A 25,101-nucleotide genomic window follows, 5' to 3' on the forward strand; every position below is an offset into this window, starting at 1 on the left:
GTCAGATGCGTCCGCCGGTCATCCGTGTGAGAGGACCGTGGGTGTGGCGTTCCGTGCGGCGGCCCACCGCGTAGGACGCGGCACTCAGTACGGTCAGGCCGGCTCCGACACCGGCGGCGACGAGCTTGCGGTTCGAGAGGACCGTCCAGGCGGTCACCGCGGTCGCGGCGACCTGACCCGAGGTGGCGACGACCGCCTTGCGGCCCGCCTCGACGCCCTTGGCCGCGTTCTGCACGGCGCCGTTCGCCACTCCGGCCGCGCGCTCGGCGCCCGACTTGGCCACTGACGCCGCGTCATTCATCTTGGTGGCGGCGCCGCCTGCCGCCCGCTCGGCGGGAGCGGTCGCCTTCTCCGTGGCGTTCTGGGCCCTGGCCGCGGCGTTCCGGGGAGAGGTGGTCTTCTGGTTCGGGCTCTTGTTCTGTTCACTCATGGACACCGACTTGCCGCTGAGTCCCGCGGCAAACCCGTTCCGTCGTCCGATTCACGTCGAGCGGGCGGCGCCGGGACGCGCTCCAGGACACCGCCCGCGAACACGTCGTACAGCGGCAGCGTCTCGAGGTGGACGTATCCGATGTGACAGTCGCAGCTGGTGAGGGGGCAGGCGCGTGGGGCCAGTGCCTGCCGGTAGCTGCCGTCGTAGAGGTTGCCCAGTTCGGTGCGGACGAAGTGGCAGCGGCGGACCGTGCCTTCGCCGTCGACGGAGATCACGGACTCCCCGGTACGGCAGGGCAGGCCCGCGCTGGCGTGCGGGCGACGGCTGTAGCCGAACAACGGATCCAGTGCCGTCCACACGTCCGCCTCGGCGTCGTCGTACGTACGGCCCTCGGCGGCGTTGACCCACAGGTACACCTGCTCCGGCAGCTCGGCACGCAGCCGCCGGGCCGCCTCCAGGTGTTCGGACAGGCCGACGACGCCGACGCTGAACCGGACACCGAGGCGGGCCAGTTCGTGGCTCTTGGCCAGGAAGCGGTCGTACGGGGTCTGCCCGGGGTGGTAGGTGCACCACAGGGCGAGGGTGCCGAGGTCGGCGTCGGCGAGCCAGTCGGTACGGCAGCTGAGGTTGGTCTGGATGACGACCCGGCGGATGTGCGGCCGGTGGGAGAGTTCGGTCAGGGCGCGCCGGTACCAGGAACGGACCAGGCCCTCGCCCCAGGGGGTGAAGAGGAGGGAGAGGCGGTCGCCGGTCTGCTCGGTGGCCCAGTGGGTGAACCGTTCCAGGGCGGCGCGGTCGGCGCGCAGTTGCTCCCGGCTGTCGCGGCGCTTGGCGAAGGGGCAGTACGGGCAGTCGTAGTCGCACGAGGCGAGCGGACCGCGATAGAGCACGGTCAGGTCCATGGGGACGTTCGGAGGGCTGGGCGCGGAGCGGTTCACGGGACGGGTCTCACTTCCGCTCGTAGGCGGCCATGGCGGTCCGGACGGCCGGGGAGAACAGCTCCGGCCCGATGGCGTCGGAGTGGGCGAGCCCTTCCGGGGTCAGCCGCAGCAGCGGGGCGCGCGGGCTGCCGTCCGCCAGCCAGCCGCGGTCGGCGAACCGGGACAGTTCGGCGCCGAAGTCGTCCTGGGGCGTGCTGTCGAACCGGGCCCGGTAGTCGGCGGTGTCGAGGCCGTCCGCCTGGAGCAGTGACTGGATGAGGTGACGGCGACGGGCCTCGTCGGTACCGATCGCCCGGCCGTACTCGGCTCGGGCCAGGTCTGCGGCCGGGCGCCGGACGTAGTCGTCGATGATGCCGCGGATCTCGTGCATGCCGACGGCGTAGTCGAAGGAGTAGTGCAGGCCGGTGGTGTACGAGCGGGCGCCGCAGCCGAGGCCGATCATGCCGTCGGTCTGGCAGGCGTAGTCGTCGGCTCCCTGTGGCGGGGCGTCCGCGCGACGGAACATGCGCATGGACTGCTGGGTGTAGCCGTGGGCCAGGAGGTGGTCGCGGCCCAGCCGGTACAGGCGCAGCCGCTGCTCGTCCCAGGCCGGATCGGTGTCCGGTGCGCGGCGGCCCAGACCGGTCAGGGGGCGTATGTAGAGCGGGTAGAGGTAGAGCTCCTCGGGCTGCCAGGCCAGGGCGGCGTCCAGGGAACGCAGCCAGGTCCGCCCGGTCTGGCCGTCGATGCCGTAGATCAGGTCGATGTTGAGGACGGGGATGCGGGCGTCGCGGACGCGGCCGAGGGCCGCCTCGACGTCGGCGCGGCGCTGCGGCCGTACGGCGGCGCGGGCCTCGGCGTCGTCGAAGCTCTGGACACCGAGGCTCAGTCGGGTGGTGCCGCGCGCCGAGAGGACCTCGAGCCGGTCGGCGGTGGCCGTGGCGGGCGAGGCCTCCACGGAGAGGGGGACACCCCGCAGGTCGGCGCCCATGCGGTGTTCGGCGATGCCGCAGAGCCGCTCGAGTTCGGCGGCGGTGAGGAAGGTGGGGGTGCCTCCGCCGAAGGCCGCGGTGGCGAACCGCACGCCGTCCTGCTCGCCCAGGGCCTCGCGCACTGCGGTCGCCTGCCGTTCCAGGGCGTCCAGGTAGGCACCGGTGAGGCCGTCGGGGGCTCCGATGCGGGTGAAGAGGTTGCAGAAGCCGCAACGGACCTCGCAGAACGGGATGTGCAGGTAGAGGGAGAGGGCGTCCTTGGGTTCGGCGGCCCACAGGTCGCGCAGGAGCGGGCGGTCGGTGAGCCGTCGGTAGGCGGTCTTGTGCGGGTAGGCGTAGACGTAGTTCTGGTACGGGCCCGCCGGGCGCGTCCCGCCGGTGCGGGGGTGGTGGGGGCTGGTGACGGTGGTCATCGGGCGGCCTCGGCGGGGGTGTGGTCCAGGTGGAAGTGGGCGTAGGGCACGGTCCACACGGACGGGTGGCCGATGCGGTGGCCGGTGTAGCCGTCGTCGCCGTACGCGGTGCCGTGGTCGGAGCAGACGACGGCGAAGCAGGGGCGCCTGCTGCTCGCGGCGGCGAAGAGGCGGCCGATGTGCCGGTCGACGTACTCCAGGGCGGCGGCGTGCGTCGCGCGGGTGTCACCGTCGGCCCGGGTGGCGCCGGGCAGGTGGAACCAGTTCGGCTGGTGCAGGGCGGCCACGTTGACGAAGAGGAACAGGCGTTGCCCGTCGGGAAGTTCCCGTACGACTTCTTCCGCACGGGCCACCTGGGCCTCGAACGAGGTGGGCGAGGCAACGCCGAACTCCGGTTCCCAGTGGGACTCCTGGAACATGCCGGGGAGTACCGAGCCGAGGGGGCCCCGTTGGTTGAAGAAGCCGACACCGCCGATGCACACCGTGCGGTAGCCCTCCTTCGCCAGGCCCGACACCAGGTCCGGGGTCTCGTACACGAAGGTGCCGTCGGCCGTGGTCTCGCTGCCGGCGAAGCGTGCCGCGAACAGGCGGGGGTGCGGGCCGGGGGTGGCCGGCGTCGGCAGGAAGCCGGCGAAGATCGCCTGGTGCGAGGCGTAGGTGAAGCTTCCCGGGGCGTGCCGCTCCTCCCACCGGCCGCCGGGCAGCACGCGGGCCAGGTTCGGGGTGCGGCCGGTGGCGGCGAGTTCGGCGGCGACGTCGTGGCGGAGGGTGTCGAGCGTGACGAGCAGGATGTCGTGGCTGCCGACGATCTCGCTCATGTCGGGCTCGTGCCGGTCCGGTTGTCGGGGCGCCGGGGGTGTGGCGGGTCCGGCGGCCTGCGGGTCGCGCGGTGCGGGCGCGGGGGGCGTCGGGTCAGGCGCGGGCATGGGTGGTGGTTCCTGTTCTGTGTGGATCATGCGGGTGCTGCGCGTGGTGCCGGTGGTTCGGATGCTGCGGGGCGTCCGCGGTGCCGGTGCGGTGCAGGACGGCGGCGATCTGTGCCGCGTAGGTGTCGAGGCCCTCCGCTCCGCTGCCCGGCAGGCCCGTGAGGCGGGGCAGCAGATCGCCGAAGGCGTTGACCTCGCCGACCGCGGACCTGCGCCAGCCGACGGCCGGGAGCAGGTCGACGCCCACGCACAGGGTGCGGGGGAAGCAGGCCGCCGCCCGCTCGCACACGGCGAGGACGTCGGACCACCGGCCGCCTCCCGCCCGTACGGCCTCCCGGACCGCGTCCAGGTCGCCGCGGCTTCCGCCGAGGTGGAGGTTGGTCAGTGGTGAGGTACTGGTGCGCACCACGGCGTGGGTCGCACGGCCGGCCACCACCACGATCCGCAGATCGGTGACGCGTCCCCGCAGCGAGGCCTTGGGCAGCCAGCGCTCGAGATGCAGTCCGTCGGGTGCCAGCGTGTCGACGATCGCGGCGATGTCCCGCTCCCGTTCGTAGCGGCGCAGCTTGAGGGAGTTGAACAGGACTTTGTCCGGTGTGAGTTCGACGGAGGTGGTGGCCCGGACGCGGCCGGCGGCCGACGATTCGACGGCGAGAACGCCGGAGGCCGAGGAGCCGTGTGCCGGCTTGACGAAGAGCCTCGGCATCCGGTGTTCGCGCATGAGGGCTCGGACGTCGTCCCAGCCCCGGACAGGTGCCGCGTCCCCTCCGGAGGTGGGCGACCGGGGTACGGGGACGCCCGCCGCCTCGAGGGTCGCGTGGCAGCGCCGCTTGTCGAACAGGACGGCCAGGTCGTCGGTGTCGTCGAGACGGATGCCGCCCCGCAGCCCCCGCGTCGCGCGGGTGAACCGCGCGTACCAGAGTGCCGAGCCCTCGACCCTCGTGGGGTCCTGGATGTCCCGCAGCAGCCGGTCGACCTCCGGGTTCTCGCCGGGCGAGTCGAGCCGGACGATCTCGTCGGCCGCGAAGTCCGCCCCGCCGGCACGCAGGACGTCGGCCCAGGGCACGAGGCGCGGTGCGGGCAGGCCGGCCGCGCGTACGCCCTCGGCGAAGAGGGCGATCCTGCGGTTCTCCGGGTTGCCCACGACGGCGAAGCGCACGGGCGGGGCGGACGGCTGGGCCTGCATCACGCGGTCGTCACTCCCCGACGGACACGTAGCGGAGGGCGGTGCCGTCCTCGTCCTCGTCCGCCTCGGCGTCGTCCGGGTCGAGGTCGATCTCGACGCCCGCGGCGGCGAAGGTCTCGCTCAGGCGCTGCCGGAGAGGCTCGCTGAGGTAGTTGTGGTGCAGGTCGAGCTTCTTCAGATGTGTCAGCGGCTGACCGCCGAGGAGAGCCACGGCGCCGTCGTCGCCGAGGGTGCCCATGGACAGGTCGAGCACGTCGAGGCGGGCGACCACCGGGGCGGACGCCACGGCGGCGGCGACCTCGTCCTGGATCTCGCTGTTGCGCAGAGCGAGGTGGCGCAGGCGCGGGAAGCGGTCTCCGGACAGGATCGGCTCCAGGTCGGCGGCCTCACTGTCCGCGCCGTACCACGAGGTGCCGAGCCACAGGTCGAGGTGCTCCAGCGCGGGCAGTTCACTGGCCCCGACGCCCCGGACGACCTCCACCGGGAGACCGCCGGTCTCCATGGTCAGCGAGCGCAGCGCCTCGTGACGCAGCGCGGGGAACTCCAGGCCCTGGCCTCCCCGCACCCCGAACTCCTCCAGGGCGGGGAAGCCGGCCAGCAGGGGGGTGACGTCGGTCTGGTTGATCCAGGAGATCTCGCACTCCTCGGAGGTGATGTCCCCCAGGAAGACCGACCGCAGGGCGGGCAGGCGGTCACGCGCGGCCAGCAGCGCCTGGATGGCCTCGGACGGGGCCGAGTCGTACGCGTCCTCCCAGGCGCCGACGATCAGCGCCCTCACCCTGGTCGTGTCGACCTGGGCGCAGAACCGGGCGAAGACCGCCTCCCACGCCTCCTCGGCGTCGTACGAGCTGGTGGCGATCCGCCAGGCCACGGCGTCGGGGTCGGGCAGCTCCGCCGTCGTCCCCGACGGTCCGGGGAAGGAGAAGACGGGCAGTCCGTACAGCTTCTCGAGAGTGCCACCGATGATCATGCGGGCCGCTCCTGACGTGTGACGCGGGTGAGGGGCAAGTGGGGGGACGAGGTCCGGCGCCGTCACAGAACCCGGGCCGGGAGCGGCCCTTCGACGGTGCGTGCAGCAGTTCTACCAACAGCGACTGACAACGTCCGGCGGCGGGCCTCGCGAAGCCGTGTTGGACAGAACAACCGGAAGACAGTCCAGCAGGACGTCAGTCAGTGATCGGGTCACGACCACCGGGGACCCAGATGTCACTATGGCTGTCAGTGGTGGCTCGTACGGTCCTCGCACGGACTCCGGAGCACCGTGCGCCGGAGTGGAGGGGAGATCCATGTACCGGCAGGGAGACGTGCTGATCGTGCCCGTCGTCGACGAGGCGGTGCCCGCGCACGTCCCGGACGCGCCCAAGGAGCCGCGTGATGTCCGGGGCCGGCTCGTGCTGGCCCTGGGAGAGGTCACCGGGCATGCGCACGCGGTCGTCGGCAAGGGAGAACTGGTGAGCGAGCCGGGCCCCTTCGGACCGCTGTTGCTGCATCTGCCCGAGGGCGGCCGGGTGGTGCACGAGGAGCACGCGACGATCCAGCTGCCGAAGGGGTGGTACCGCGTGATCCGGCAGCGCGAGTACATCCCCGGTTCGGTACGGATCGTCGCCGACTGAGCGGCACGGACGACAGGCACTGCCAGGAAGCACGGACCGGACGAGCGGCGCGGACAGGGGATGTTGGGAATGACGACGACGGAGCAGACGAACGGGGTGGCGGCCGTGGCCGGCGGCCCCGCACCGGCGTCGGGCGGGGACCGCGCGGAGAGCGGTCCGGGGCGCTGGCGGGCGTGGGCCGCGAGTGCGGTGCGCGCCGACCGGGCCGCCGCCGAGGAGGGCATCCGGCTGGCCTACCGGCGGGCCGGGCTGCCGCAGCCGGAGCGGGTGGTCTGGGCCGGCTCGCCGCGCGAGGGCGTGACGCTGGTGCGGCAGGGCACGGACTTCGGGGCGAGCGTGCGCGAGGCGGTGCGCACCGCGCCCTGGGCCGCCGAACGCGCGCGCCTGCACGCCCGGTTGGGCGCGACGGGCTGGGCACGCCACTGGTCGGCGACCGGTGGTGCCCTCTGGGGCTCCACGCAGGCTCTGGTGGACCGGATCCGCACCGGGGTGCTCGACGATCTCGCGGCCGACGACGCGGGCGCCCGTACGGAGATACGGCTGGTCCTGCTGGACGCGCTGCTCGGGCAGCACGACGCGCCGTGGCTGGCCGCTCTGGACGCCGACGGCCCGTCCCCGCTCGACGGTCCGGCCCAGGTGTGCCGCAGCGCCGGCTGGTGGTGGCCGTTCGAGAAGGTGGTGGTGGTGTGCGAGCGGCCGGTCGCCCTGCACCGTGACGAGGCGGGCCGACTGGACCACGGGGACGGCCCGGCACTGGAGTTCCCCGACGGGTTCGCCCTGTGCGCCTGGCGCGGCATGCCGGTGGAGCGTGCCTTCCTGGAGGAACTGCGCACCCTCACGCCGGAGCGGATCCGGGCCGAGGAGAACGCCGAGCTGCGCCGGGTGATGCTCGAGTACTACGGCTACGACCGCTACCTGGCCGATTCCGGGGCGCAGCCCGTCCACCGGGACGAGACGGGCGCCCTCTGGCGGGTCGAACTCGACGGCGACGAGGCGGTCGTGATGGTGGAGGTCGTCAACTCCACCCCGGAGCCCGACGGCACCCACCGTACCTACTGGCTCCGGGTGCCGCCGACGACGCGCACCGCGCGGGAGGGGGTGGCGTGGACGTTCGGGATCGCGCCCGAGGTGTACCAGCCGCTGAAGCAGACGTGAGGTCTCTGCCGCCGTCCGCAGGGCTGACTCCGTCTCCAGGGGGTAGATGAAGGAAGGACCGACAAGGACGAAGACGAGCAGGAGACCGACGAGTGATCTCCGGGCGGCCGACCGGGCCCCCGGAGCGCGGTCCCGTGGAAGGAGTTCTCATGGCCGGCATCGTGGAGCGCATCAAGCGGTTCGCCCAGAGCCCTCAGGGGCGGCGCGCGAGCGAGCAGGCGCGGCGTGCCGCGGCCGATCCCCGGCGCCGGGCGCAGGCCCAGCGGCTGCTGGGCAAGTTCCGCGGCGGTCGCCGCTGACCGGCTCCACCGCCCTTCGGCGCGGTCCGGTGTCCGGGAAGGTCCGGGCCGCGCCGGTGTGATCAGGAAGGACCCTCATGGACGGATCGTCGGTGCGCGCGGTGGGCTGGGCGCGTACCCTGCCGATGGGCGGGGAGGTGAAGGCGGCGCGCGACTGGGCCCGCGACTACCTCGATGCCCTGGGCTGGACCACCACGGCGCCCGAGACGGCGGACGCCGTGCTGCTGACCGTGTCGGAACTGGTCACCAACGCACACCGGCATGCCCACAGCAACGCCCAGTTGACCCTGTCCCGCGACGACCGTTGTCTGCACATCTCCGTCCACGACACCTCGGCAGAGCTGCCGGCCCGTCGCAGCCCGGGAACGGAGGGCACCGGCGGACGCGGCATGCTTCTCGTCGACGCCCTGGCCGACGAGTGGGAGACCCGTCCCTGCCCGCACGGCAAGTCCGTCACCGCCTGCTTCCGGGGGCCACGGCCGGCGGAGGCGCCGGGGACGGAATCGGAGCGCTGACCGGGCCTCCTGGGGGCGGGGCGGTCGCCCCCAGGCATACGATCGGCCGACCCCGATCCGCTCGAGGAGTTCCGCCCGGTGACCGCCGTCCTCCCGCCGCCCCGCACCTCCGTCGGACTGCTGTGCCCGCGCCGCCTGACCCGTGTCGAGGACGGCTTACCGCTGCACGCCCTGTTGTGGGCCCCCGGGCCGGGTATGCGGATGATCAGCAGTGCGGTCCTGGGCGGCGGCATCGGCGAGCGGTCCTGGGTCCAACGCGCAGGTCTCCCACGGGTACCGCCGCACCGACCCCGGCCGGCACCTCGCCGGCCTCGCCACCGGTGCGGGCGCGCTCGGTCCCGGGGTCGATCTGACGACGGCCGCCGACGTCGCGTCGTACGCCCACGCGCACGACGGGGGCGCGGAGGCGATCGTCACGTCGGGCGTCGACGTACGGGGCTGGGCTGCGGCCCCCGAGGCCGCGAAGGCTGCCGGGGAGGGCGGCACGGACTGCGCACACGCGCCGGGCACGATCAACATCGCCGTGGCCCTGCCGGTGCCCCTCACCGACGCCGCCCCGGTCAACGCGGTGGCCACCTCGACGGAGGCAAAGGTGCAGGCCCTGCTGGAGGCCGGCCACGACTGTTCGGGCACTCCCACCGACGCGGTGTGCGTCGCCGTCCGCGCCCCCTCTCCCGGTGAGACGCCGCACGCCTTCGCCGGGCCCCGTCCCCCGTGGGGCGCACGGCTGGCACGCGCTGCCCACCGCGCTGTGCACGACGCGACACCGTCGCCGTCATCACCCCCGCCGTCGCTCTGAGCGGTGGCGGCCCGTCAGCCCGGGGGCCGGGCCCCGCTCTCCGGCCCGGCCGGCCGAAGCACCGGAGCGTCCGGACGCCAGGGGCGCCCCGGGCTCAGGCGCGGGTGCCGTCGCGGCCGGGCTCGGACGCGACCACCTGGCCGAGCGGGCGGCGGCGTTCCCACTCGGCGGCGTCGGCCTCGCAGACCTTCGCCAGCCTGGCGAGCATGGCGCCGTGGCGGATCCGGGTCAACGCCTTCGCGGCCGCACGGCGCAGCCGGCCGTCGGCGCCCCGCAGGGGATGCTCGTCGACGGTCACCAGGCACTCGTTCCCCCAGGGCCGCAGCCGGACGGCGATCCGCGCCGTGCCGAACGGACCCTCCCGTGCTTCGAATTCCAGGGCCTCGCCACGCTCGCAGCGACGGACGACCGTCTCACCGGCCAGGCGGAGGGGCCCGATCCGGGACTCGTAGTGGATCGCGGACCCGAGCCGTGGCCACTGCCCCCGCACGGGCTCGGACGACGGGGCCCCCACCACCCAGTCCGCGTGACGACTGCCGTCCGCGAGGACCTCCCAGACGGTCCGCGCAGGCGTTTTGATCAGACGATGACGAACCGCCACGACGACCTCCCGGGTCCAACAGCCGCACGAGTGCGCCGGACGTGTGAGCCCGCCTCACGTCGGCCAGCACTGAGTGCCCACGGTCGGGCGTGTCAACCGGCAGGGCCCTGCCCCGGTCCCGGCAGTCGGTCCTCCTGCCCGCGCCGTGCGCGCTCGCCGGGCGCCAGGGCCCAGCGGATGACAGCGGTGACGGCGGTGCCGAGCGGGCGGACGAGCACGTCCTCGGCGGGCGGCACCCGGGGCAGCCACAGGGCGCGCGAGGCCCAGACCGGCAGCAGGGACACCGCGCCCGCAGCGAGGGCGCCGTAGGGCAGTCGCGCGAGGACGGGCACGGGCGGGTTGAGCAGCAGGAAGCGCGCCGTGCTGCGTGCCTCGGGGGTCGCGCGCAGTTCGCTCCGGTAGGCGGCCAGCCGATCGGTGAGCTCGGCACGGTTCACCGGTGGGTCGGGCACGCCGAGGGCGGTGGCGATGCGCGCCATGTCCTCGACGTACGCGTCGCAGCCGGCGGCGTCCAGCGGCCGGGCGCCGAAGCGCTGGTGGGCACGGAGAAAGGAGTCGACCTCCGCGATGTGCACCCAGCACAGCAGATGGGGGTCGGCAGCGCGGTACTCCTGACCGTCGGGAGTGGTGCCGTGCACGGTCTCGTGCACGGCACGTACCCGGTCGACGGCCCGCTGGGCGCTGTCGGCCGGACCGTAGGTGGTCGTGGCGAGGAAGGTGCTGGTCCGCTGGAGGCGCCCCCAGGGGTCGCCGCGGAACCCCGAGTGCCCCGCGACGGCGGCCATGGCCAGGGGGTGGAGCGACTGGAGCAGCAGCGCCGACAGCCCGCCGGTGAACATCGAGGCGTCCCCGTGCACCTGCCGGACCGGGCGCTCGGGACCGAACCAGCGCGGGCCGGGCGTGTCGTGGATGCGGGCCCGGGTGGCGGGCCCGTCCGGTCCCGCCACCCGGGAGAAGATCTCATCGCCGATCCGGTCGCGCAGCACGTGGCCGTTGTCCGAGAGGAGTCCCATGGCTCGTACCGCCTCCTTGCGCCCGCGACCGCCGGCCGGCGCACGAACGGACGGTGCTCCACGACGTCGCCTGCCTTACACCTGCCCCGCTCCCCGTCCAGTACCCGCGAGCCAGGAAGTTACGGCACACGCCTCATGCTTTCCCTCCGCACCTCGCACCTCGCACCTCGCACCTCGCACCTCACGGAACGTCCCCCCTCCAATCGAACACACTTCCGCGCCCGACGCGGGGCACGTACAGGGCACGGCCGCCCGCGCCGTAGCGGCCTATCTCGGTGGGCAGCCCGACACCGCCGCACAGTTCCGCCTCGGAACGGTCGGTGATGTCCAGCAGCAGACCGTCCAGCGGCCCACCGGCCAGTTCCACGTACAACCGCCCGTCGCGCGGTCCCGGATCGTCGTGGTCCGCCCCGTAGACCCGGCCGCGCATGAACTCCAGCTCGTCCATACCGGCAGGGTGGCATCGGCCACTGACAATCGCCGACCGCACCGGAGCGGAGGCACGGCTTGCGAGCCTGCCGCGCGTCCGCTCCGGCCGTGCGGTGCGGTGCGGTGACTCAGCGGGCACCCGTCCAGCTGTGGGCGACGTCGATGACGAGACGGTCCTGGAGCTGCAGCACCCGGAACGGCAGCCGGGCGCGCACGCCGAGCCCCATCTGGGTGTCGCCCTCGAAGCTGGCGGCGAACCGGGTGTCCCTGAAGGTGCGGTACCCGGCCGGGTCCACGCCCGGCAGCGGCTGTCCCGCGCGTGCCGGATAGGTGGGCGCGCCGGTCGCGGGGTCGTAGGACGGGGCGGCGACCCGCACTTCGAGGATGGCGCCGCCGGCGACCGGGAGGTGGGCGCCGGAGCCGTCCTGGTGCAGCCGGTCCACGTACCGGACCGTGTACCCGACGGCGCCGGCGCTGCCACTGCCGCCCGCGCCCGGCAGGTCGACGACCATCCGGTCGTAGCAGTCGTGGCGGCCGGTCCTGACATCGCGCACCGGTGTGGTCGTGGCGGTGCCGGCCGTGTCGCTCTTGGCCTGGCTGCCCCAGCCGGTGGGACACGCCGCGGACGGGACTGTCGCCGTCCGAGCTGCGGCCGTGGCGGCGACGGCGGGGACCACCGCCGTACTCAGCGCGGCACCCACGAGCGCCAGGGTCACGTAGATGGTTCTGTTCTGCATGGTTTTATGCCCCCAGGGTTTGCATCCTGCTGATATCGGGTGAGACGGCCTGGTTCACCCAAAGGTTGCGCTCTGGTGGGCAGATCCCGTTCACGCCCGGAGCGCGTCCACAGCGTGTCCGGTTGCTGCCGGGCATCCTGGCGGCGGGCCCGGGGCCGTTCCCGCCGCGCCGGAGCACCGGGCATGGCACATCCTGGTGGGGAGCGAATGATGTCCTGTGCGTCCGCACCGGGAGGACGCGAGATGGAAGAGGCAGCCGCCGTACCGGCCGGAGAGCGGCCGGGAGACCGGCCCGGCACCGGTCCGGCACCGGGCGGGGCCGGCGACGCGGAGCGGATCGAGGACGTGCTCGCGCGGCCCGTGGTGACGGCGGTCGAGGCTCTCAGCGGGTACGGGGGCCTGGTGTACCTGCGGTCACGCGACCGGCGTTCGCTGGTGCTGTGCGTGGTGGCCGGGGTGCCCCGGTCTCTGCTGAAGCCGTGGTGGCGGGTTCCGGTGGGTGGGGCGCTGCCGATGGCCGAGGCGTACCGCTCGGGCGGGCGGTTGTGGCTGCCGGACGAGCGGGCGACGATGCTGCGCTTCCCGCAGTTCACCGCCGCGCTGCCCTATTCGTTCGCCTCCGCCTACCAGCCGGTGACGGTGGGCGGGGAGACCGTCGGCGTCCTGGCCGTGCTGCGGTCGGCGACCCGGGAACCGATGGGCGCGGCGACGGTGGCGCGCGTGCTGCACGACGCGGGACGGAGCGTGGAGGAGCGCCTGACCGAGTTCGTCCGGCGTGCCCCCGTTCCCGCCGCCTCTCCCGCCCCGACGGACACGGACACCGGCACGTCGGCGCTCACGGAAGCCGTGGCGTACCAGACCGAGTACGACGACCAGCCGGTCAGCGTGCGGCTGCCCACCCAGCCGACCCACACCCTGCGGCTCGGCATGGTCGAGTGGGATCTGGACAGTGACCGGTGGTGGGCGGACGACGAGGCGCTGGCGCTGCTCGGGCTGCCCCGGAAGGACTTCGGCGGCACCATGGCGGACATCGAGGCCCAGGTGTCCCCGGACGACATGCACGAACTGAGGACGTGCCGGAGCGACGCGAGGGCGGGTCTGCGGATCGGGTCCCGGCACTTCCGGGTGGTGGACGAGAGCGCGGAGGACGGCCGGCCCCGCTACCGGCCGGTGGAGCTGTGGGGGCATGTCGTACGGGCGGGGTCGGCGGGCAGGCTCCTGGTGGGAGCGCTCGTCGACGCGGCGGGCGGGGTCACCGCGTCGGAGGCCGCCGAGCGGCTGCCCGACGGGCTGTTCTCGCTCGACCAGGACGGCCGGGTCACCTATGCCAACCAGCGCTGTGTGGAGCTGCTGGGCTGCGGGCGGGACGAATTGCTCGGCCACTATCCCTGGCAGGTGATCACCTGGCTGCACGATCCGGACTACGAGGACCGCTACCGTGCGGCGATGCTGTCGCAGGAGCCGGTGTCCTATCCGGTACGGGACCCGGACGGCGCCTGGCTGGGCTTCGTGCTCTATCCCGGTGTGCACGGTCTGACCGGCCGTGTCTTCCGCACCGGCCCGCCCGCCGGAGCCGTGGCCGGACCGGTGTCCGAAGCCGGAGCGGCGCCCGGGACAGCCCCGCGTGGCACGGATTTCGCCGCGCCTCCGCCGGCGGAGGTCGCCGCACCCCGCGCGGGGGCGCTGTACCACGTCGTGCAGATGGCCAGTGCGCTCACCGAGGCCGCCACCGTCATGGACGTGTGCCGGGCGGTGTCCGAACAGTTGCTGCCCGCGTTCGGGGCCCGCGAGCTGGCCCTGTACGCGGTCCGCGACGAGCGGATGCACCTGCTGTGGGAGTCCGGCTACCCGGAGGGCTTCCTCGCCCCGTTCGAGGGCACCCCTCTGGACTCGGAGCTGCCCGGCGTGCACGCGTTGACCACGCGGCTCCCGCTGTTCTACGAGTCGCCGAAGGAACTGACCAGCGCGTATCCGGGGATCACCCTGGACCGGATGCGAGCCTGGGCGTTCCTGCCGCTGATCGCGTCGGGCCGTCCGGTCGGCTCCTGCATCCTCGGCTGGGAGGCCCTCCGCCGGTTCACTCCCGACGAGCGTTCCGCGCTGATCGCGCTGAGCGGACTGGCCGCCCAGGCGCTGGAGCGGGCCCGGCTGTACGACGCCGAGTCCGCCGTCGCGCGCGGCCTGCAGGAGGGGCTGCTGCCGCACCGGCTGCCCGCGATCGAAGGGCTGGTCAGTACCGGCCGCTATCTGCCGGGAACCCAGGGCATGGCCATCGGCGGCGACTGGTACGACGTGATCAGGACCGAGCGCGGGGTGGCGCTGGTGATCGGTGACGTGGAGGGGCACAGCGTCCAGGCCGCGGCCGTCATGGGGCAGCTGCGCAGTGCCGTGCACGCCTTCGCGGCCAGTGGGCACCCGCCGCAGGAGGTCATCACGCACACCAACCGGCTGCTGGCCGAGCTGGAGGCGGACGCCTTCGCCACCTGCTGCTATGTCGAACTCGAGCCGGACACCGGCCGTGCCTTCGCGGTCCGGGCCGGCCATCCGCCGCCGCTGCTGCGCCATCCCGACGGCCGCACCGAGACCCTGGATCTCGCCGGCGGCGTGATGCTGGGCGTCGAGGCGAGCGCCTTCTACCCGGTCACGGCACTCACCCTGGTGCCCGGCAGTGTCCTCGCGCTGTACACCGACGGGCTGGTCGAGCAGCCCGGCAGCGACATCGGGACCGGCATCGAGGCGGTTCGCCGCACGCTCGCGCACAGCGCTACGGACTCGGTGGAGGAACTCGCCGACCAGTTGGTCAGGACGGCCCGCAGGGCCGATGACCGGCCGGACGACGTGGCACTGCTGCTCACGGCATACCGCAGGGCGGCGAGGGCCTGACCTCCCCTGCGCCGGAGTTCCGGCTGTTCGCGTCCTCTCCGTCGGGGAGCTCTCCGGGTCCTGGTCCGTCGCGCGGGAGACCACTCCCGGTTCCGAAAGGCCCGGGGCGGTCCACCCCGGGCGGAGGGGAGGCCGGGCCGGGAACGGCTCGGCCCCGGTGGACGACCGGGGTGGAGGAGATCACCGCCATGCCTTCGAAGCGCGGTGGGGGCAGGGGGAGGGTGCGAGAGCGGGCGGAGGGCAGGGGTACCGCGCCGGCCGGGCGAGTGGTGCGCCCGGCGCTTCGTGATCGTCGTCGAGGGCCTGCTGCTGGGCCCGGCCGTCATGACGCTGCTCGGGAACCACGCCTGGCGGACACCCCGGTGGCTGGAGCGGGTCCTGCCGCACATCGACACGGAGCGCGAGGACCCGCCGACGCCGTCCCGGACGCCCGGGTGGCGGGTCGGGCATGCGACGGTGGCAGGCCCCTGGGGACCTGCCACCGTCGTACCGCACCCGCGGCTCACCCCGCGGGGCGTCCGGGTTCAGCCGTGCCGGACCGGCCGAGCCGCGGTGCGGGTGATCAGGTGCGTCGCACGCGACGCAGGAGCATGACGCCCGCGACGAGCAGGACCGCACCCACCGCCGCCGGCCAGAGCTGGGCTCCGGTGTCGGCCAGACCGCCGTTCACCGCCTGTGGCTCGGTGGAGTCCGCGGCAGCGGCCTGCTGTCCGCCGTCGCCGGTCGCCGTGCCGACGCCCGGCGTCGCCCGGCCGGCTCCGTCGTCGTCGCGACCGGCGTCTGCCACGTCGTCGCCGTTGGCCGAGGCCCGGACCTCGGGCTGCCCGTCGCCGGACGGTGAGGTGGCGGCGTCGTCCGCGGACTCCTCGGTGGCCGGGGGGCCGGCCGAGGGCTCGGAGGGGTCCTCCTGCTGGTCGTCGCCGTTGCCGTTGCCTCCGTCGCCGTTGCCGTCGTTGTCACCCGGCTGCTCGGCACCGTCGTTGCCGCCGTTGTCGTTGCCGCCGCTGTCGGGGGCCTCGGGCGCCTCGGTGGGCTCCTCCTCCGGGTTCCCACCCGGCTGCTCACCTTCGCCGACGCCGGCGCCGCAGGTGCGACCACTGTTGATGCAGTCGACCATCTCCTGCATCAGGTCCTCTTCGAAGACGTTGATGAAGTCGCCGTGGTCGGTGCCCGGCTTGTGCAGCTGCTCCGGGAAGGAGTCCACCGCGAACAGCGGGGTGGTCGCACCGCCGTCGTCCAGGCTGGGTGCGTCGACGTCGTAGACAATGCGCTGAACCAGCTGCGGCACGGGCGTGAAGCCGGACGGGCAGTTGCCCTGGGCGTCGACGAACGCCATGTGCGTACGGTGGTTGGCGCTGTCGATGTTGCGGCCGTCCCAGCAGCTCTGGAAGTCGAAGGTGCGGACCACGTCACTGCCCTGCGGGCACAGCGGGTACTTGTCCGCCAGCTGCCGGTCCTCGAAACCGGTACAGCTCCAGGACGCGTTGGCGTTGGCGGGGCCGTTGACGAAGGACTTGGCGTCACCGGTGATGATGCGCAGCAGCCTCGGCATCGCCGTGACCTCGCCCTGCGGGTTGCCCACGAAGGTCAGCGTGACCTCCTTGGGTGTCACGATCTCACCGACGTTGCCCTCGATGCCGCCGCCGGGGGAATCGGCGTCCTGCTCCTCGGTGCCGTTCTGCAGCCGCAGCACGGGCCAGTAGTACGACGACTTGTCGCCCCGGTCCTCACAGGTGGTGTCGGCTGCAGCCAGTTCCTCGTCGCTGGAGAAGGCGTTGGTGGCCTGGTTGCCGATGTAGTCGTGGAAGTGGTGCGCGCCGTTGGTGACACCGGGGGCGGCGATCACGTTGTCCGAGTTGAACAGGCCGTTCTCGTTGACACCGCAGCTGCTGACGAAGCTGCCCTTCGAGGCATCGGCCGAGTCGGCGGGCTCGGCCACGTTGGGCTGGATGCTCTGGATGTCCACGAAGTCCGCGGCGACGGGCCCGTTGCCCGCCTGTCCGCCGTTTCCGCCGTCCTGCTCCTGGCCGGCGCCCTCGTCGCCTCCCTGTTCGCCCTCCGCGCCCCCTTCTCCCTGTCCGTCCCCGTCCTGGCCCTCACCGGGCTGGGCGGACGCGTTGCCGGAGTCGACCACGGAGCAGTCGGCCAGTTCACCGAGGCCCTCGGGGCGGTCGCCCTCCTGCTCCATGGCACCCGAGATGCGGTCGAGGGTCACGGCGCGCTCCTCCTCGAGCGGGCCCACCACCTTCTCGTCGGCGACACCGGGGTCCTGCTGAATGTCCGTGGCGGACTCCGCCAGGCGCTGGTAGGCCTGGGCGATCTGCTCGTCCAGTGCCGCGAGTTCCTTGTCGACGGCCGGCCGCGCCTGCTCGGGGACCGTGGTCAGGTTGGTCCCCACGTCGGGGCAGTCGATGGTGGCGCCACCGAGAACCCGCGCCCGACCGGCTCCGTCGGTGTCGTCCTCCGTCGCGGAAGCGTAGACGTTGGCCGCCATCAACCCCCCTCCGCCCAGGATCAGCGCGACCGCCGCGAAGGTCGCGCGCTGTGGTCCTCGGGGGCGTCTGCGTGTGTTGCGTGCCAAGGCAGTACTCCTACGCTTCAGTCGCGGGGGCATGAAATTCCCACGCCTCATACGTAGGTGCTTCGCGGCGTGTTCAGGTGCCTCACGGTTTCTTCGAGAAATCTCAGGAACCCTCAGGCACACCCGAGCCCCCGGGGCCCGCCCGACTCGGCGTGTGCGGCGGGGACTCCGGGGGCCGGGCAGCTCGGGGAACGGCTGGTCAGCCGAAGTTCACGTCACTGCAGAGGAAGTACGTCTGGTCCATGTGCGAGGCTTGCCAGATCGTGTAGACGACGTGGCGGCCGCTGTAGCCGGAAGTGCTCACCGGGATCGAGTAGTTCTGACTCGGTCCGTACGAGCCGGTGGAGGCCACCAGTTCGAGGTCGTCCCAGGTCAGCGGCTGGGTGGTGGGGTCGAAGCCCTGCCGGGTGACATAGACGAGGAAGTAGTCCGCACCGTGGCTCGCCTGGTCGTACAACTGGACGGTGAAGTCGCTGTCCACGTCCGCGGCCTGCCAGTCGCCCACCGTGTCCATGGAGTTGTAGCGACCGCCCTCGGCGCGTCCGCCGCTGCACAGCTGCCCGTCCGGGACCACGGCTTCGAAGTCACCGGCGGAACCGTTCCGGTAGAGGCCGTTCCAGTTCCACATGGCGTTGGGGTTGTCCTGCCACGCCTGCCAGCACATGGGGTCCTCGTCCGCCATGGCCGGGTTCTGGAAGTCGCTTCCCCAGCGCAGCCAGCAGCCGTAGTTGCGGGACGCCGGGTCGACGACCGAGCCGTGCGCGGCCGCGGTACCGCTCCAGGGGACCAGGCACAGCAGCGTGGCGACGAGGACGCTCAGAACGAGCGAGGGACGCGATGCGACGCGTACACATAGGTCATGACCATGCCAATTCATGATCTCCTTCTTCCGGGTGGGGGGATGCAGGGACGTCGGAGCGCCGTGTGCGGAGTGCGAAGGTACCGACACATGGGGGCGCACACGCCGGAGCACATACGGGAACACCTGTGGGAGCGCTCCCAGGACCACAGGTTGCGCCTCATGAAACGGAGCGGCAACACCCGTTTGCGCCACTTCCGCAGCGGCCATGGCGTGTTCGACACCATTCGACGCACGGGGCGGGTCACGGCCGCCCGAAGCCGGCCGCGACCCGTCCGTCACAGCCGGCCGAGGTCCCGGGTGGAGCGCCCGGGGCAGGTGACGGAGTCGTCGACGCGTGCCTCGATCTCATGGAATCCCATCCGGTCGCAGAACGCCCTGGCGGGCTTGTCGGCCTTCACCATGATCGATCTCCGGGGCCGTGGCACCGGAGAGCACCGCTTCGAACATCGCCTGGCAGTGCGGAGAGGGGGTGTGATGGATGATCGGCGGAGTCGGCACACCCCGCCCCTGCCGCGCCGGCCCGCACCCCCGCAAGCCGGTCCCACGCACCGGGAGGGGGAACGGCGAACGGTTGTGGGAGCCCGTCGGGAATGGCACGATGCGCGGCATCGGTACACAGAGACGGGGGTGCCTCTTGGTCGACGAGAATCGCAGGTCACCGGCGGCGGTGGTGTTCGACGCGCTGGGCAGCGAGTACGAGAAGGCGTTCGCCGCCTCCGAGACGCACGGGGCCTCCCTGGAGTGGCTGCTGGAACGGCTCCCGCCCGCCGGCCGGGTACTGGACGTCGGCAGCGGGACGGGCCGGCCCACGGCCTCGACGCTCGCCGCGGCCGGTCACCGGGTGCTGGGGGTCGACGTGTCACCGGTGATGGTGGAGATCGCGGCCCGGCAGGTGCCCGACGCCGAGTTCCGCTGCGGCGACATCCGCGAACTGCCTCTCGAAGAGGGCTCGTTCGACGCCGTATGTCTGTACTTCGCCCTGCTCCAGATGTCGCGTGCCGAGCAGTCCGACCTGCTGCGGCGGCTGCCCCGGCTGCTGCGGCCCAAAGGCCTGTTCGCGCTGGCGACCGTGCCCCTGGATGTGGAGGACTTCGACGGTGTCTTCATGGGGCAGAACGTGCGGGTCACCAGCTTCGCCGCCCAGGACGTGATCGGCCTGGTGCGCGATGCGGGGCTGACGGTGCTGTCCGAGAGGAGCGTGATGTTCACCCCGGCCCACCCCGACGCCGCGCCGGAACCCCACCTCTTCCTGCACTGCAGGCGCGAGGACGTCGGGGACCCCGGGGCCCCGTGAGGCACGGCCCCGGCGAGCAGGCGCCCGCCCTCCGCCGGCCCACGGCGGCGCACCTCGTCCGCCGGCCGTCACCCCGTCATCCGCTTGCGCCACGTCGGCTCGACCAGCCGCCACTCGGCCTCCCACTCCTGCGCGCGCCGCTGCTGTGTCCGGGACCGGACGAACCATCCGCCGAGCACGACCGTTCCCCCGGTGACCGCGGCGACCGTGAGGCCGGCCACGACAGTCTGGAACCGCGCGTCCGCTCCGCCGGGCGGCTCGGAGACGAGGCGCCCCGCGTCGTTCGTCCACACGGTGACCACGCTGCCCGCACTGTCCCCGGGTTCGGCCTCGGCGCGGCCCGTGCGGCTGGTGCCGTCGGGGGCCGTCCACCGCACCTCCACCCATACGCGGCCGTCCCCGCTGCCGTCCTCGGTCACCGGGGACGGCAGCGTGCCGGCCGCGTCCTCGACGAGGACGGCGGGGACGGTGCGGGACTGGGCGCGGCGCTCCGCGAGGGACCGGTCCACCGCCCCCGCCGTCGCCAGGCCGGTGACCACCCCGGCGAGCAGGGCGAGGAGAAGGCCGGCGAGCAGCAGCCAGGCTTCGACCAGATCACTGCGGCGCCGCAGCGGGTTGCTCCGCCACCGCCACAGCCACACCCTGCGGGGCCGTGGACCACGCGTCCTCCCCATGGGGCGTCACCTCCTCGCACGCCACCTCTCCAGGGTCCGCCACCCGGCCGCCGGGCGCATGGGGTGAACGGTCCCGGCCCACAGTCCAGGACGGCCGAGGACCACGGCGGCCTGCCCGGCCCCGCCCCCTGACGTCGGCCGTCGGACCGCGTGGACCGGGACGACCGTGCGCCGCTCACCGCCGGGGGCGGCCTCGAGGGCACCGGTTCCGGCGGGCTTCGGCGCCGGGACCACTGCGCCGGGACCACCTGGGTCCGCCTGCGGCGGCCGGGGCTCCGTAGAGGGGCCGGGCGGCCCCGCTCTTCCGGTCCGCGCGCACCGGAGGGATCCGCGCGGGCCGCCGGTGCACTCGGACTGCCCGGTCCGACGGTGCCGAGGCAGCCCCGATGGGACGATGAGCCGCTCGCCCCGATGGGCCGGTGGCTCCAGGGTCTATGCCACCACCGGTCGTGCGATCCCGCTGTGCAGCAGCCTTCGGGCCTGCCGGGCAGCGGCGTTCAGGTGCGGGGCGAACCGGGACAACAGCTCGTACAGGCGTCGGACCGCGGCCAGGCGTTCCAGCCGCGGCGCCAGGGCCGACAGGACGATGGCCAGGGCCACGCCCGTCCACGCCACTGGCCCCAACGGGGTGCAGCCGAAGAAGTGGCTGACGCCGGGGGTCTGGACGAGGGCGGCGAGCACGGCGGCGGATCCCAGGGCCGTCGTCCACACCAGAGGACTGTGCCGGCGGCCGGCCAGCGTCTGCACGAGCTGTGCGCCGACGACGCCGCACAGGGCCATGGTGGTGGAGCGCCGTTCGGTGCCGGGGGTCAGGCGGCCGAACAGGTAGGCGGCGACAGCGCCGAGGCAGGTCGTCACACCCCGGCGGCGGATGGCGCGCAGCAGGGGCGCGCCGAGGACGTCGAGGCTCATCGGGCCGGTCTCGGCGTGGGCCGCCGTCGAGGGGTCGTCGCTCGGCGTCACCGCCACCGCCATTGCCGGGAACATGTCGGTGAGCAGGTTGACCAGCAGCAGCTGCCGGGTCGACAGCGGTGAGGATCCGGCGAGCAGGGTGCCCAGGACGCTGAAGCCGACCTCGCCCGCGTTGCCGCCGATGAGGATGCTCACCGCGTCGGCGACGCTGCGCCACAGGGCGCGGCCCTCGACGAACGCGTCGACCAGGACCGACAGATCGCCGGTGGTCAGCACGAGGTCCGCAGCGTTGCGGGCGGCGGCCGAGCCGCGGGCCTCGATACCGACGCCCACGTCGGCGGCGCGGATCGCCGCGGCGTCGTTGGCGCCGTCGCCGGCCATCGCCACGACCCGGCCGGCCTGCTGCAAGGCCTCGACCACATGCAGTTTCTGCTCGGGCGCGACCCGGGCGACCACTCCGGCACCGCGCAGGGCGCGGACCCGGTCACGACGGCCCATGGCGACGAGTTCGTCCCCGGTGACGACCTCGGTCTCCTCGGGCCAGCCCAGCTGCAGGGCGATGGCGCGGGCCGTCTCCGGGTGGTCGCCGGTGAGCATGACGGGCAGGACGCCGGAGCGGCGCAGCTCGGTGAGCAGGTCCTTGGAGGTGTCCCGGGGGACGTCCGCCAGGGCGATCAGCCCGACGAACTCCAGGTCCGCGAGGTCGGCGTCGAGGTCGGCGTCGGCGTGCGGTCCCCGGCACGGCCGCCGGGCGACGGCGAGGACCCGCAGCCCCTGGCCCGCCAGGGTGTGGGCGGTCCCGGCCGTGTCGTCCGGGAGGTCGCGGCAGGCGGGGAGGACCGTCTCGGGGGCTCCCTTGACGACGAGAACGTCACCGGAGCCCGAATGGGTGTCGCCGCCGTCCCGGCCGACGGCCGCCGCATAGCCCCGGCTGGCCTCGAAGGGCAGCTCCCCGGCGGGGGTCCAGGTGTCGTCGGGGGGTGCGACGTCGAGAACCGCCTCGTCGGTGGCGTGCACGACCCGGCGTCCCTCTTCCGTCTCCTCCTGCGGGCAGGCGCGGGCGGCCAGCCGCAGGACCGGTACGGCGGTCTCGTCGTCGGGGGCGAGGACGGTGCCGTTGGAGGCCGCCACCCGGACCAGGCGGAGCCGGTTCTCGGTGAGGGTCCCCGTCTTGTCGAAGCAGACGGTGTCGACCCTGCCGAGCGCCTCCAGGGTCCTGGGTGTGCGCACCAGGACGCCGCGCCGGGACAGGCGGCGGGCCGCCGCCATCTGGGCGACGGTCGCGACGAGCGGCAGTCCTTCGGGGACGGCGGCGACGGCCACCGCGACACCGCCGCTGACGGCCCGGTGCACCGGGCTGCCGCGCAGCAGGGACAATCCGCTCACCAGGGCGCCGCCGGTGAGGGTCACCGGCAGGGCCTTACGGGTCAGTTCCTGCAGCCGGGCCTGGACGCCGGCGGGCGCCGGGGTGCGGGCGGCCAGGGCGACGGCACGGCCCGCCTCGGTGCGGTCCCCGGTGTCGACGACGAGTGCGGCGGCCCGGCCGGCCACGACGGTGGTGCCCTCGAACACCATGCAGGTCCGCCCGGCCACCGGCTCGCCGGGGGTGGCTTCGACGGACTTGGTCAGGGGCAGGGACTCGCCGGTGAGGGAGGATTCGTCCACCTCCAGCCCGTCCGTCTCCAGCAGTCGCGCGTCCGCCGGTACGACGTCGCCGGCGGTGAGGCTGATCCTGTCCCCCGGCCGCAGCCGCGCCGCGTCGACCGTGACCGTGCGTCCGCGGGCCTCCTGCCTGCGCGCCTTGGGCCGCTGCCGGGCGGCCAGCCGGGCGAGCGCCTGTTCCGCGCGCAGCCGCTGGAGCCCGCCCGCCACGGCGTTGAGGTCCATGGCACCGACCACGAGCAGCGCGTCGACGAGCGAGCCGAGCAGGGCCGAGGCGACCGCGCCGGTGGCGAGGACGGGCGTGAGGGGGTCGTCGAGTTCCCGTCGGACGGCACCGGCCGCCCGCCATGTCCAGCGGGCGGGAGCCACCGCGGGTGTACGGGCGAGCCGGGCGGCCTGCTGCCGGGACCGGTCGGTGAGCAGGGCGAGGCCGCGGGGGCCGGCCTCGGTGGCGGGTCCGCTCAGCCGGTCCACCGCCTCGTGCGGTTCCAGCGCGTGCCAGGGCACGTGCAGCCGCGGTTCGGGGGGCGTGGCGCGGGCCACACCGGCGGCTTCGGTCCAGGCGGTGAGCAGGGCGCCCGCCGCGGCGAGGTTCACCGGGGCGTGCCGGGTGAGCCGCCGCCAGGCGCGGCCGCCGGGCTTGCCGCCCCGCGCGACCATGAGCCCGGACAGGGCGGCGCCCGCGCGGGCCAGGGTTTGCGAGCGGCGCCCGACCCGTCGGGCGACCGGAATGGCCGTCAGCAGCCGCCACAGGTCGGCGGTCCCGCCCGGGGCGAGTACGTCCGCGTCCCAGGGTACGGCCGACCGCGCGTCGGTGAGGGCGACGGCCACGTCTCCGGCGGACAGCCCGTCCGCCACGTCGTCGTCACCGTGCGGGGCGACGCGGGCGACGCTCACCACGGTGTGTCCGTCGTCCTGCAGCGCCCGTACGACGTCGCCGAGCGGCATTCCGGCCGGGGCCACCTCGTCGGCGAGGCGGGTGATGTCCTTGAGATCGGAGCCGCCCGTGACCACCACGTACAGCCCGGCCCTGCGGGCGGCGTCGAGGACGGCTTCGGCGAAGGAGTCGACCGGGTCGTCGTACGGGGTGCTCCCGCCGCCGGGGTCCGTACCGTCGCGCGGGTGGCTGCGCAGGGCGTCGGCGTGCAGGACCAGGGCGTCGGCGGTCTCGAGCTGCCGCAGCCGCTCCCCGCTCCGTACGAGCATCCCGGACCGGGCGAGGAAGGTGCCGAGGGCCGCGTGGAAGGCGGCGGGGCCGTAGCGTGCCGCTTTGGGGGATCCGGCGAGGACGGCCTCGGCGGCCTCGTGCGTGTCGTGTGTGACGAGGAGGGCGGCGGCGGCACCCGCGACGCTGCCCGTGCCGGCGTGGGCCGCGTAGGTCTGGGCGGGTGTGACCCGCAGGGCGGGGCGGCTGCTCGCGGGGTGGCGCGCACGGGGGCGCTCCTCGGTGCAGATGTCGTCGTGCAGCGCCTCGAAGGCCGCGGCGTGGGCCACCGCCTCGGTCAGCTGGCCGGTCCGCAGCGCTGCGTCGAGGACCAGCGACAGCGGGGCCTGTCCGGCGCTGTGCGCGGCGGCGTTGGCCGCCGCGAGGACGAGTTCCATGCCGCTCCGGCCGAACCGCTGCCGCAGCAGGGCGCGGAAGCGGGGATTCTCCCGCATCAGTGTGACGGCGGCGGTGACCGCTCTCGGGGACCGCGGCAGGCGCAGCGCGCGCCCGGCCAGCGCTCCGGCCGTGCCCGCGCAGTCCAGCAGCAGCGCGGCGGCGGTGACCCGCACCTCGCGGGGGTCTCCGGGATGGCGCGGCGCCTCCGGGTCGGCGCCCTCGGTCAGTCCGAGGCGGGCGGCGATCGCCAGGGCCCGCTCGGTGACCCGGTCACCGGCCGCGTCCTCTGCGGCGGTCAGCACGAGGCGGGACAGTCCCTCGTCCCAGTACGCCGCCGGCACGTCGGGGTGGTGGAGCAGTTCGGCCGCCACCTTGCCGGCGAGCGGACCGGCTCCTCCGTCGGGATGCCGCAGCGCCAGGTGGACGCGGTGTCCGGCCCGCCAGTGCGGGCCGCCGCCCAGGGCGTTGCGGGCGACGTGACGGACGAGGCGCGTCGTGTCCTGGACGGACGACACGCCCTGGGCGGTGCTGCGGGCGGCGCCCGCGGCGGCTCCCGCCAGGGCCCCGGCGAGGGGAGCGACGTCGAAGCGAGTGAGCAT

Annotated in this window: 21 protein-coding genes and 2 pseudogenes; 7 read left to right on the plus strand and 16 right to left on the minus strand. The window is 73.9% G+C overall.

What is annotated here, in order from left to right; translation table 11 throughout:
• Position 1 precedes the first annotated feature (1 nt).
• The 6 genes from ORI94_RS27105 to ORI94_RS27130 all read right to left on the minus strand — a co-directional run bounded on the left by ORI94_RS27105 (position 2) and on the right by ORI94_RS27130 (position 5,840).
• Positions 2 to 430 (minus strand): hypothetical protein, encoded by a 429-nt coding sequence (locus ORI94_RS27105; RefSeq protein WP_266080322.1) that lies wholly within the window; start codon positions 428 to 430, stop codon positions 2 to 4.
• Positions 427 to 1,335, minus strand: a complete 909-nt coding sequence (locus ORI94_RS27110) for an STM4011 family radical SAM protein (RefSeq protein ID WP_266080402.1) — start codon at positions 1,333 to 1,335, stop codon at positions 427 to 429. The genes ORI94_RS27105 and ORI94_RS27110 overlap by 4 nt, the downstream gene beginning before the upstream one ends.
• Positions 1,336 to 1,381: 46 nt before the next feature.
• Positions 1,382 to 2,758 (minus strand): STM4012 family radical SAM protein, encoded by a 1,377-nt coding sequence (locus ORI94_RS27115; RefSeq protein WP_266080324.1) that lies wholly within the window; start codon positions 2,756 to 2,758, stop codon positions 1,382 to 1,384.
• Positions 2,755 to 3,576: an STM4013/SEN3800 family hydrolase gene (locus ORI94_RS27120; protein WP_266080326.1), complete on the minus strand. Its 822-nt coding sequence runs from the start codon at positions 3,574 to 3,576 to the stop codon at positions 2,755 to 2,757. The genes ORI94_RS27115 and ORI94_RS27120 overlap by 4 nt, the downstream gene beginning before the upstream one ends.
• A 94-nt stretch (positions 3,577 to 3,670) precedes the next feature.
• Positions 3,671 to 4,870, minus strand: a complete 1,200-nt coding sequence (locus ORI94_RS27125) for an STM4014 family protein (protein ID WP_266080404.1) — start codon at positions 4,868 to 4,870, stop codon at positions 3,671 to 3,673.
• A 10-nt stretch (positions 4,871 to 4,880) separates the two neighbouring features.
• Complete coding sequence (locus ORI94_RS27130) at positions 4,881 to 5,840, minus strand: STM4015 family protein (protein WP_266080328.1); 960 nt, start codon at positions 5,838 to 5,840, stop codon at positions 4,881 to 4,883.
• Between the two features lie 316 nt (positions 5,841 to 6,156).
• Between ORI94_RS27130 and ORI94_RS27135 the strand changes: the two genes are divergently transcribed.
• The 5 genes and pseudogenes from ORI94_RS27135 to ORI94_RS27155 all read left to right on the plus strand — a co-directional run bounded on the left by ORI94_RS27135 (position 6,157) and on the right by ORI94_RS27155 (position 9,251).
• Positions 6,157 to 6,483, plus strand: a complete 327-nt coding sequence (locus ORI94_RS27135) for a hypothetical protein (RefSeq protein WP_266080330.1) — start codon at positions 6,157 to 6,159, stop codon at positions 6,481 to 6,483.
• Between the two features lie 60 nt (positions 6,484 to 6,543).
• Positions 6,544 to 7,638: a DUF6745 domain-containing protein gene (locus tag ORI94_RS27140; protein WP_416237905.1), complete on the plus strand. Its 1,095-nt coding sequence runs from the start codon at positions 6,544 to 6,546 to the stop codon at positions 7,636 to 7,638.
• Positions 7,639 to 7,772: 134 nt separating this feature from the next.
• Positions 7,773 to 7,937, plus strand: coding sequence for a hypothetical protein (locus ORI94_RS27145; protein ID WP_266080414.1), 165 nt, complete (start codon positions 7,773 to 7,775; stop codon positions 7,935 to 7,937).
• Between the two features lie 77 nt (positions 7,938 to 8,014).
• Positions 8,015 to 8,452: an ATP-binding protein gene (locus ORI94_RS27150; RefSeq protein WP_266080334.1), complete on the plus strand. Its 438-nt coding sequence runs from the start codon at positions 8,015 to 8,017 to the stop codon at positions 8,450 to 8,452.
• A 78-nt stretch (positions 8,453 to 8,530) separates the two neighbouring features.
• A pseudogene (locus ORI94_RS27155) lies at positions 8,531 to 9,251 on the plus strand (adenosylcobinamide amidohydrolase).
• A gap of 94 nt (positions 9,252 to 9,345) precedes the next feature.
• Here the strand turns inward: ORI94_RS27155 and ORI94_RS27160 are convergent.
• From ORI94_RS27160 to ORI94_RS27175, 4 genes are all read right to left on the minus strand, one after another.
• Entirely contained in the window at positions 9,346 to 9,852 is a 507-nt protein-coding gene (locus ORI94_RS27160) for an SRPBCC family protein (RefSeq protein WP_266080336.1), read from the minus strand.
• Positions 9,853 to 9,944: 92 nt separating this feature from the next.
• Complete coding sequence (locus ORI94_RS27165) at positions 9,945 to 10,865, minus strand: oxygenase MpaB family protein (RefSeq protein WP_266080339.1); 921 nt, start codon at positions 10,863 to 10,865, stop codon at positions 9,945 to 9,947.
• A 181-nt stretch (positions 10,866 to 11,046) separates the two neighbouring features.
• Positions 11,047 to 11,313 carry a hypothetical protein gene (locus ORI94_RS27170; RefSeq protein WP_266080341.1) on the minus strand — a complete coding sequence of 89 codons (267 nt, stop codon included), beginning with the start codon at positions 11,311 to 11,313 and terminating at the stop codon, positions 11,047 to 11,049.
• A 109-nt stretch (positions 11,314 to 11,422) separates the two neighbouring features.
• The gene (locus tag ORI94_RS27175; RefSeq protein WP_266080343.1) at positions 11,423 to 12,031 is read right to left on the minus strand and encodes a hypothetical protein; all 609 of its coding nucleotides are present in this window, start codon (positions 12,029 to 12,031) and stop codon (positions 11,423 to 11,425) included.
• 243 nt (positions 12,032 to 12,274) lie between these two features.
• Here ORI94_RS27175 and ORI94_RS27180 point away from each other — a divergent pair, with 243 nt between their 5' ends.
• Positions 12,275 to 14,914, plus strand: coding sequence for a SpoIIE family protein phosphatase (locus ORI94_RS27180; protein WP_266080345.1), 2,640 nt, complete (start codon positions 12,275 to 12,277; stop codon positions 14,912 to 14,914).
• Positions 14,915 to 15,476: 562 nt separating this feature from the next.
• On the opposite strand, the gene ORI94_RS27190 is transcribed toward ORI94_RS27180, so the two are convergent.
• The 4 genes and pseudogenes from ORI94_RS27190 to ORI94_RS27205 all read right to left on the minus strand — a co-directional run.
• Positions 15,477 to 17,408, minus strand: a complete 1,932-nt coding sequence (locus ORI94_RS27190; RefSeq protein WP_266080406.1) for a DUF1996 domain-containing protein — start codon at positions 17,406 to 17,408, stop codon at positions 15,477 to 15,479.
• A gap of 286 nt (positions 17,409 to 17,694) precedes the next feature.
• Complete coding sequence (locus tag ORI94_RS27195; protein ID WP_266080348.1) at positions 17,695 to 18,372, minus strand: lytic polysaccharide monooxygenase auxiliary activity family 9 protein; 678 nt, start codon at positions 18,370 to 18,372, stop codon at positions 17,695 to 17,697.
• Between the two features lie 260 nt (positions 18,373 to 18,632).
• On the minus strand, positions 18,633 to 18,758 hold the full coding sequence (locus ORI94_RS27200) for a hypothetical protein (protein WP_266080417.1): 126 nt from the start codon (positions 18,756 to 18,758) through the stop codon (positions 18,633 to 18,635).
• Between the two features lies 1 nt (position 18,759).
• Positions 18,760 to 18,855 (minus strand): annotated as a pseudogene (locus tag ORI94_RS27205) (flavodoxin family protein); the annotation flags it as partial.
• Positions 18,856 to 18,955: 100 nt separating this feature from the next.
• Between ORI94_RS27205 and ORI94_RS27210 the strand changes: the two are divergent.
• Positions 18,956 to 19,651, plus strand: coding sequence for a class I SAM-dependent methyltransferase (locus ORI94_RS27210; protein WP_266080350.1), 696 nt, complete (start codon positions 18,956 to 18,958; stop codon positions 19,649 to 19,651).
• Between the two features lie 68 nt (positions 19,652 to 19,719).
• On the opposite strand, the gene ORI94_RS27215 is transcribed toward ORI94_RS27210, so the two are convergent.
• The gene (locus ORI94_RS27215) at positions 19,720 to 20,325 is read right to left on the minus strand and encodes a hypothetical protein (protein WP_266080352.1); all 606 of its coding nucleotides are present in this window, start codon (positions 20,323 to 20,325) and stop codon (positions 19,720 to 19,722) included.
• A 432-nt stretch (positions 20,326 to 20,757) separates the two neighbouring features.
• Entirely contained in the window at positions 20,758 to 25,101 is a 4,344-nt protein-coding gene (locus ORI94_RS27220) for a cation-translocating P-type ATPase (protein ID WP_266080408.1), read from the minus strand.

The sequence above is a fragment of the Streptomyces sp. NEAU-W12 genome, from assembly GCF_026242095.1.
In the GTDB taxonomy this organism is placed as follows: Bacteria; Actinomycetota; Actinomycetes; order Streptomycetales; family Streptomycetaceae; genus Streptomyces.

Excerpts from the sequence above, each read along its gene's own strand:
- ORI94_RS27105 (WP_266080322.1), bottom strand. The coding sequence starts at position 430 with ATGAGTGAACAGAACAAGAGCCCGAACCAGAAGACCACCTCTCCCCGG.
- ORI94_RS27110 (WP_266080402.1), bottom strand. The coding sequence starts at position 1,335 with ATGGACCTGACCGTGCTCTATCGCGGTCCGCTCGCCTCGTGCGACTAC.
- ORI94_RS27115 (WP_266080324.1), bottom strand. The coding sequence starts at position 2,758 with ATGACCACCGTCACCAGCCCCCACCACCCCCGCACCGGCGGGACGCGC.
- ORI94_RS27120 (WP_266080326.1), bottom strand. The coding sequence starts at position 3,576 with ATGAGCGAGATCGTCGGCAGCCACGACATCCTGCTCGTCACGCTCGAC.
- ORI94_RS27125 (WP_266080404.1), bottom strand. The coding sequence starts at position 4,870 with ATGCAGGCCCAGCCGTCCGCCCCGCCCGTGCGCTTCGCCGTCGTGGGC.
- ORI94_RS27130 (WP_266080328.1), bottom strand. The coding sequence starts at position 5,840 with ATGATCATCGGTGGCACTCTCGAGAAGCTGTACGGACTGCCCGTCTTC.
- ORI94_RS27135 (WP_266080330.1), top strand. The coding sequence starts at position 6,157 with ATGTACCGGCAGGGAGACGTGCTGATCGTGCCCGTCGTCGACGAGGCG.
- ORI94_RS27140 (WP_416237905.1), top strand. The coding sequence starts at position 6,544 with ATGTTGGGAATGACGACGACGGAGCAGACGAACGGGGTGGCGGCCGTG.
- ORI94_RS27150 (WP_266080334.1), top strand. The coding sequence starts at position 8,015 with ATGGACGGATCGTCGGTGCGCGCGGTGGGCTGGGCGCGTACCCTGCCG.
- ORI94_RS27165 (WP_266080339.1), bottom strand. The coding sequence starts at position 10,865 with ATGGGACTCCTCTCGGACAACGGCCACGTGCTGCGCGACCGGATCGGC.
- ORI94_RS27170 (WP_266080341.1), bottom strand. The coding sequence starts at position 11,313 with ATGGACGAGCTGGAGTTCATGCGCGGCCGGGTCTACGGGGCGGACCAC.
- ORI94_RS27175 (WP_266080343.1), bottom strand. The coding sequence starts at position 12,031 with ATGCAGAACAGAACCATCTACGTGACCCTGGCGCTCGTGGGTGCCGCG.
- ORI94_RS27180 (WP_266080345.1), top strand. The coding sequence starts at position 12,275 with ATGGAAGAGGCAGCCGCCGTACCGGCCGGAGAGCGGCCGGGAGACCGG.
- ORI94_RS27190 (WP_266080406.1), bottom strand. The coding sequence starts at position 17,408 with ATGGCGGCCAACGTCTACGCTTCCGCGACGGAGGACGACACCGACGGA.
- ORI94_RS27195 (WP_266080348.1), bottom strand. The coding sequence starts at position 18,372 with ATGAATTGGCATGGTCATGACCTATGTGTACGCGTCGCATCGCGTCCC.
- ORI94_RS27200 (WP_266080417.1), bottom strand. The coding sequence starts at position 18,758 with ATGGTGAAGGCCGACAAGCCCGCCAGGGCGTTCTGCGACCGGATGGGA.
- ORI94_RS27210 (WP_266080350.1), top strand. The coding sequence starts at position 18,956 with ATGCGCGGCATCGGTACACAGAGACGGGGGTGCCTCTTGGTCGACGAG.
- ORI94_RS27215 (WP_266080352.1), bottom strand. The coding sequence starts at position 20,325 with ATGGGGAGGACGCGTGGTCCACGGCCCCGCAGGGTGTGGCTGTGGCGG.
- ORI94_RS27220 (WP_266080408.1), bottom strand. The coding sequence starts at position 25,101 with ATGCTCACTCGCTTCGACGTCGCTCCCCTCGCCGGGGCCCTGGCGGGA.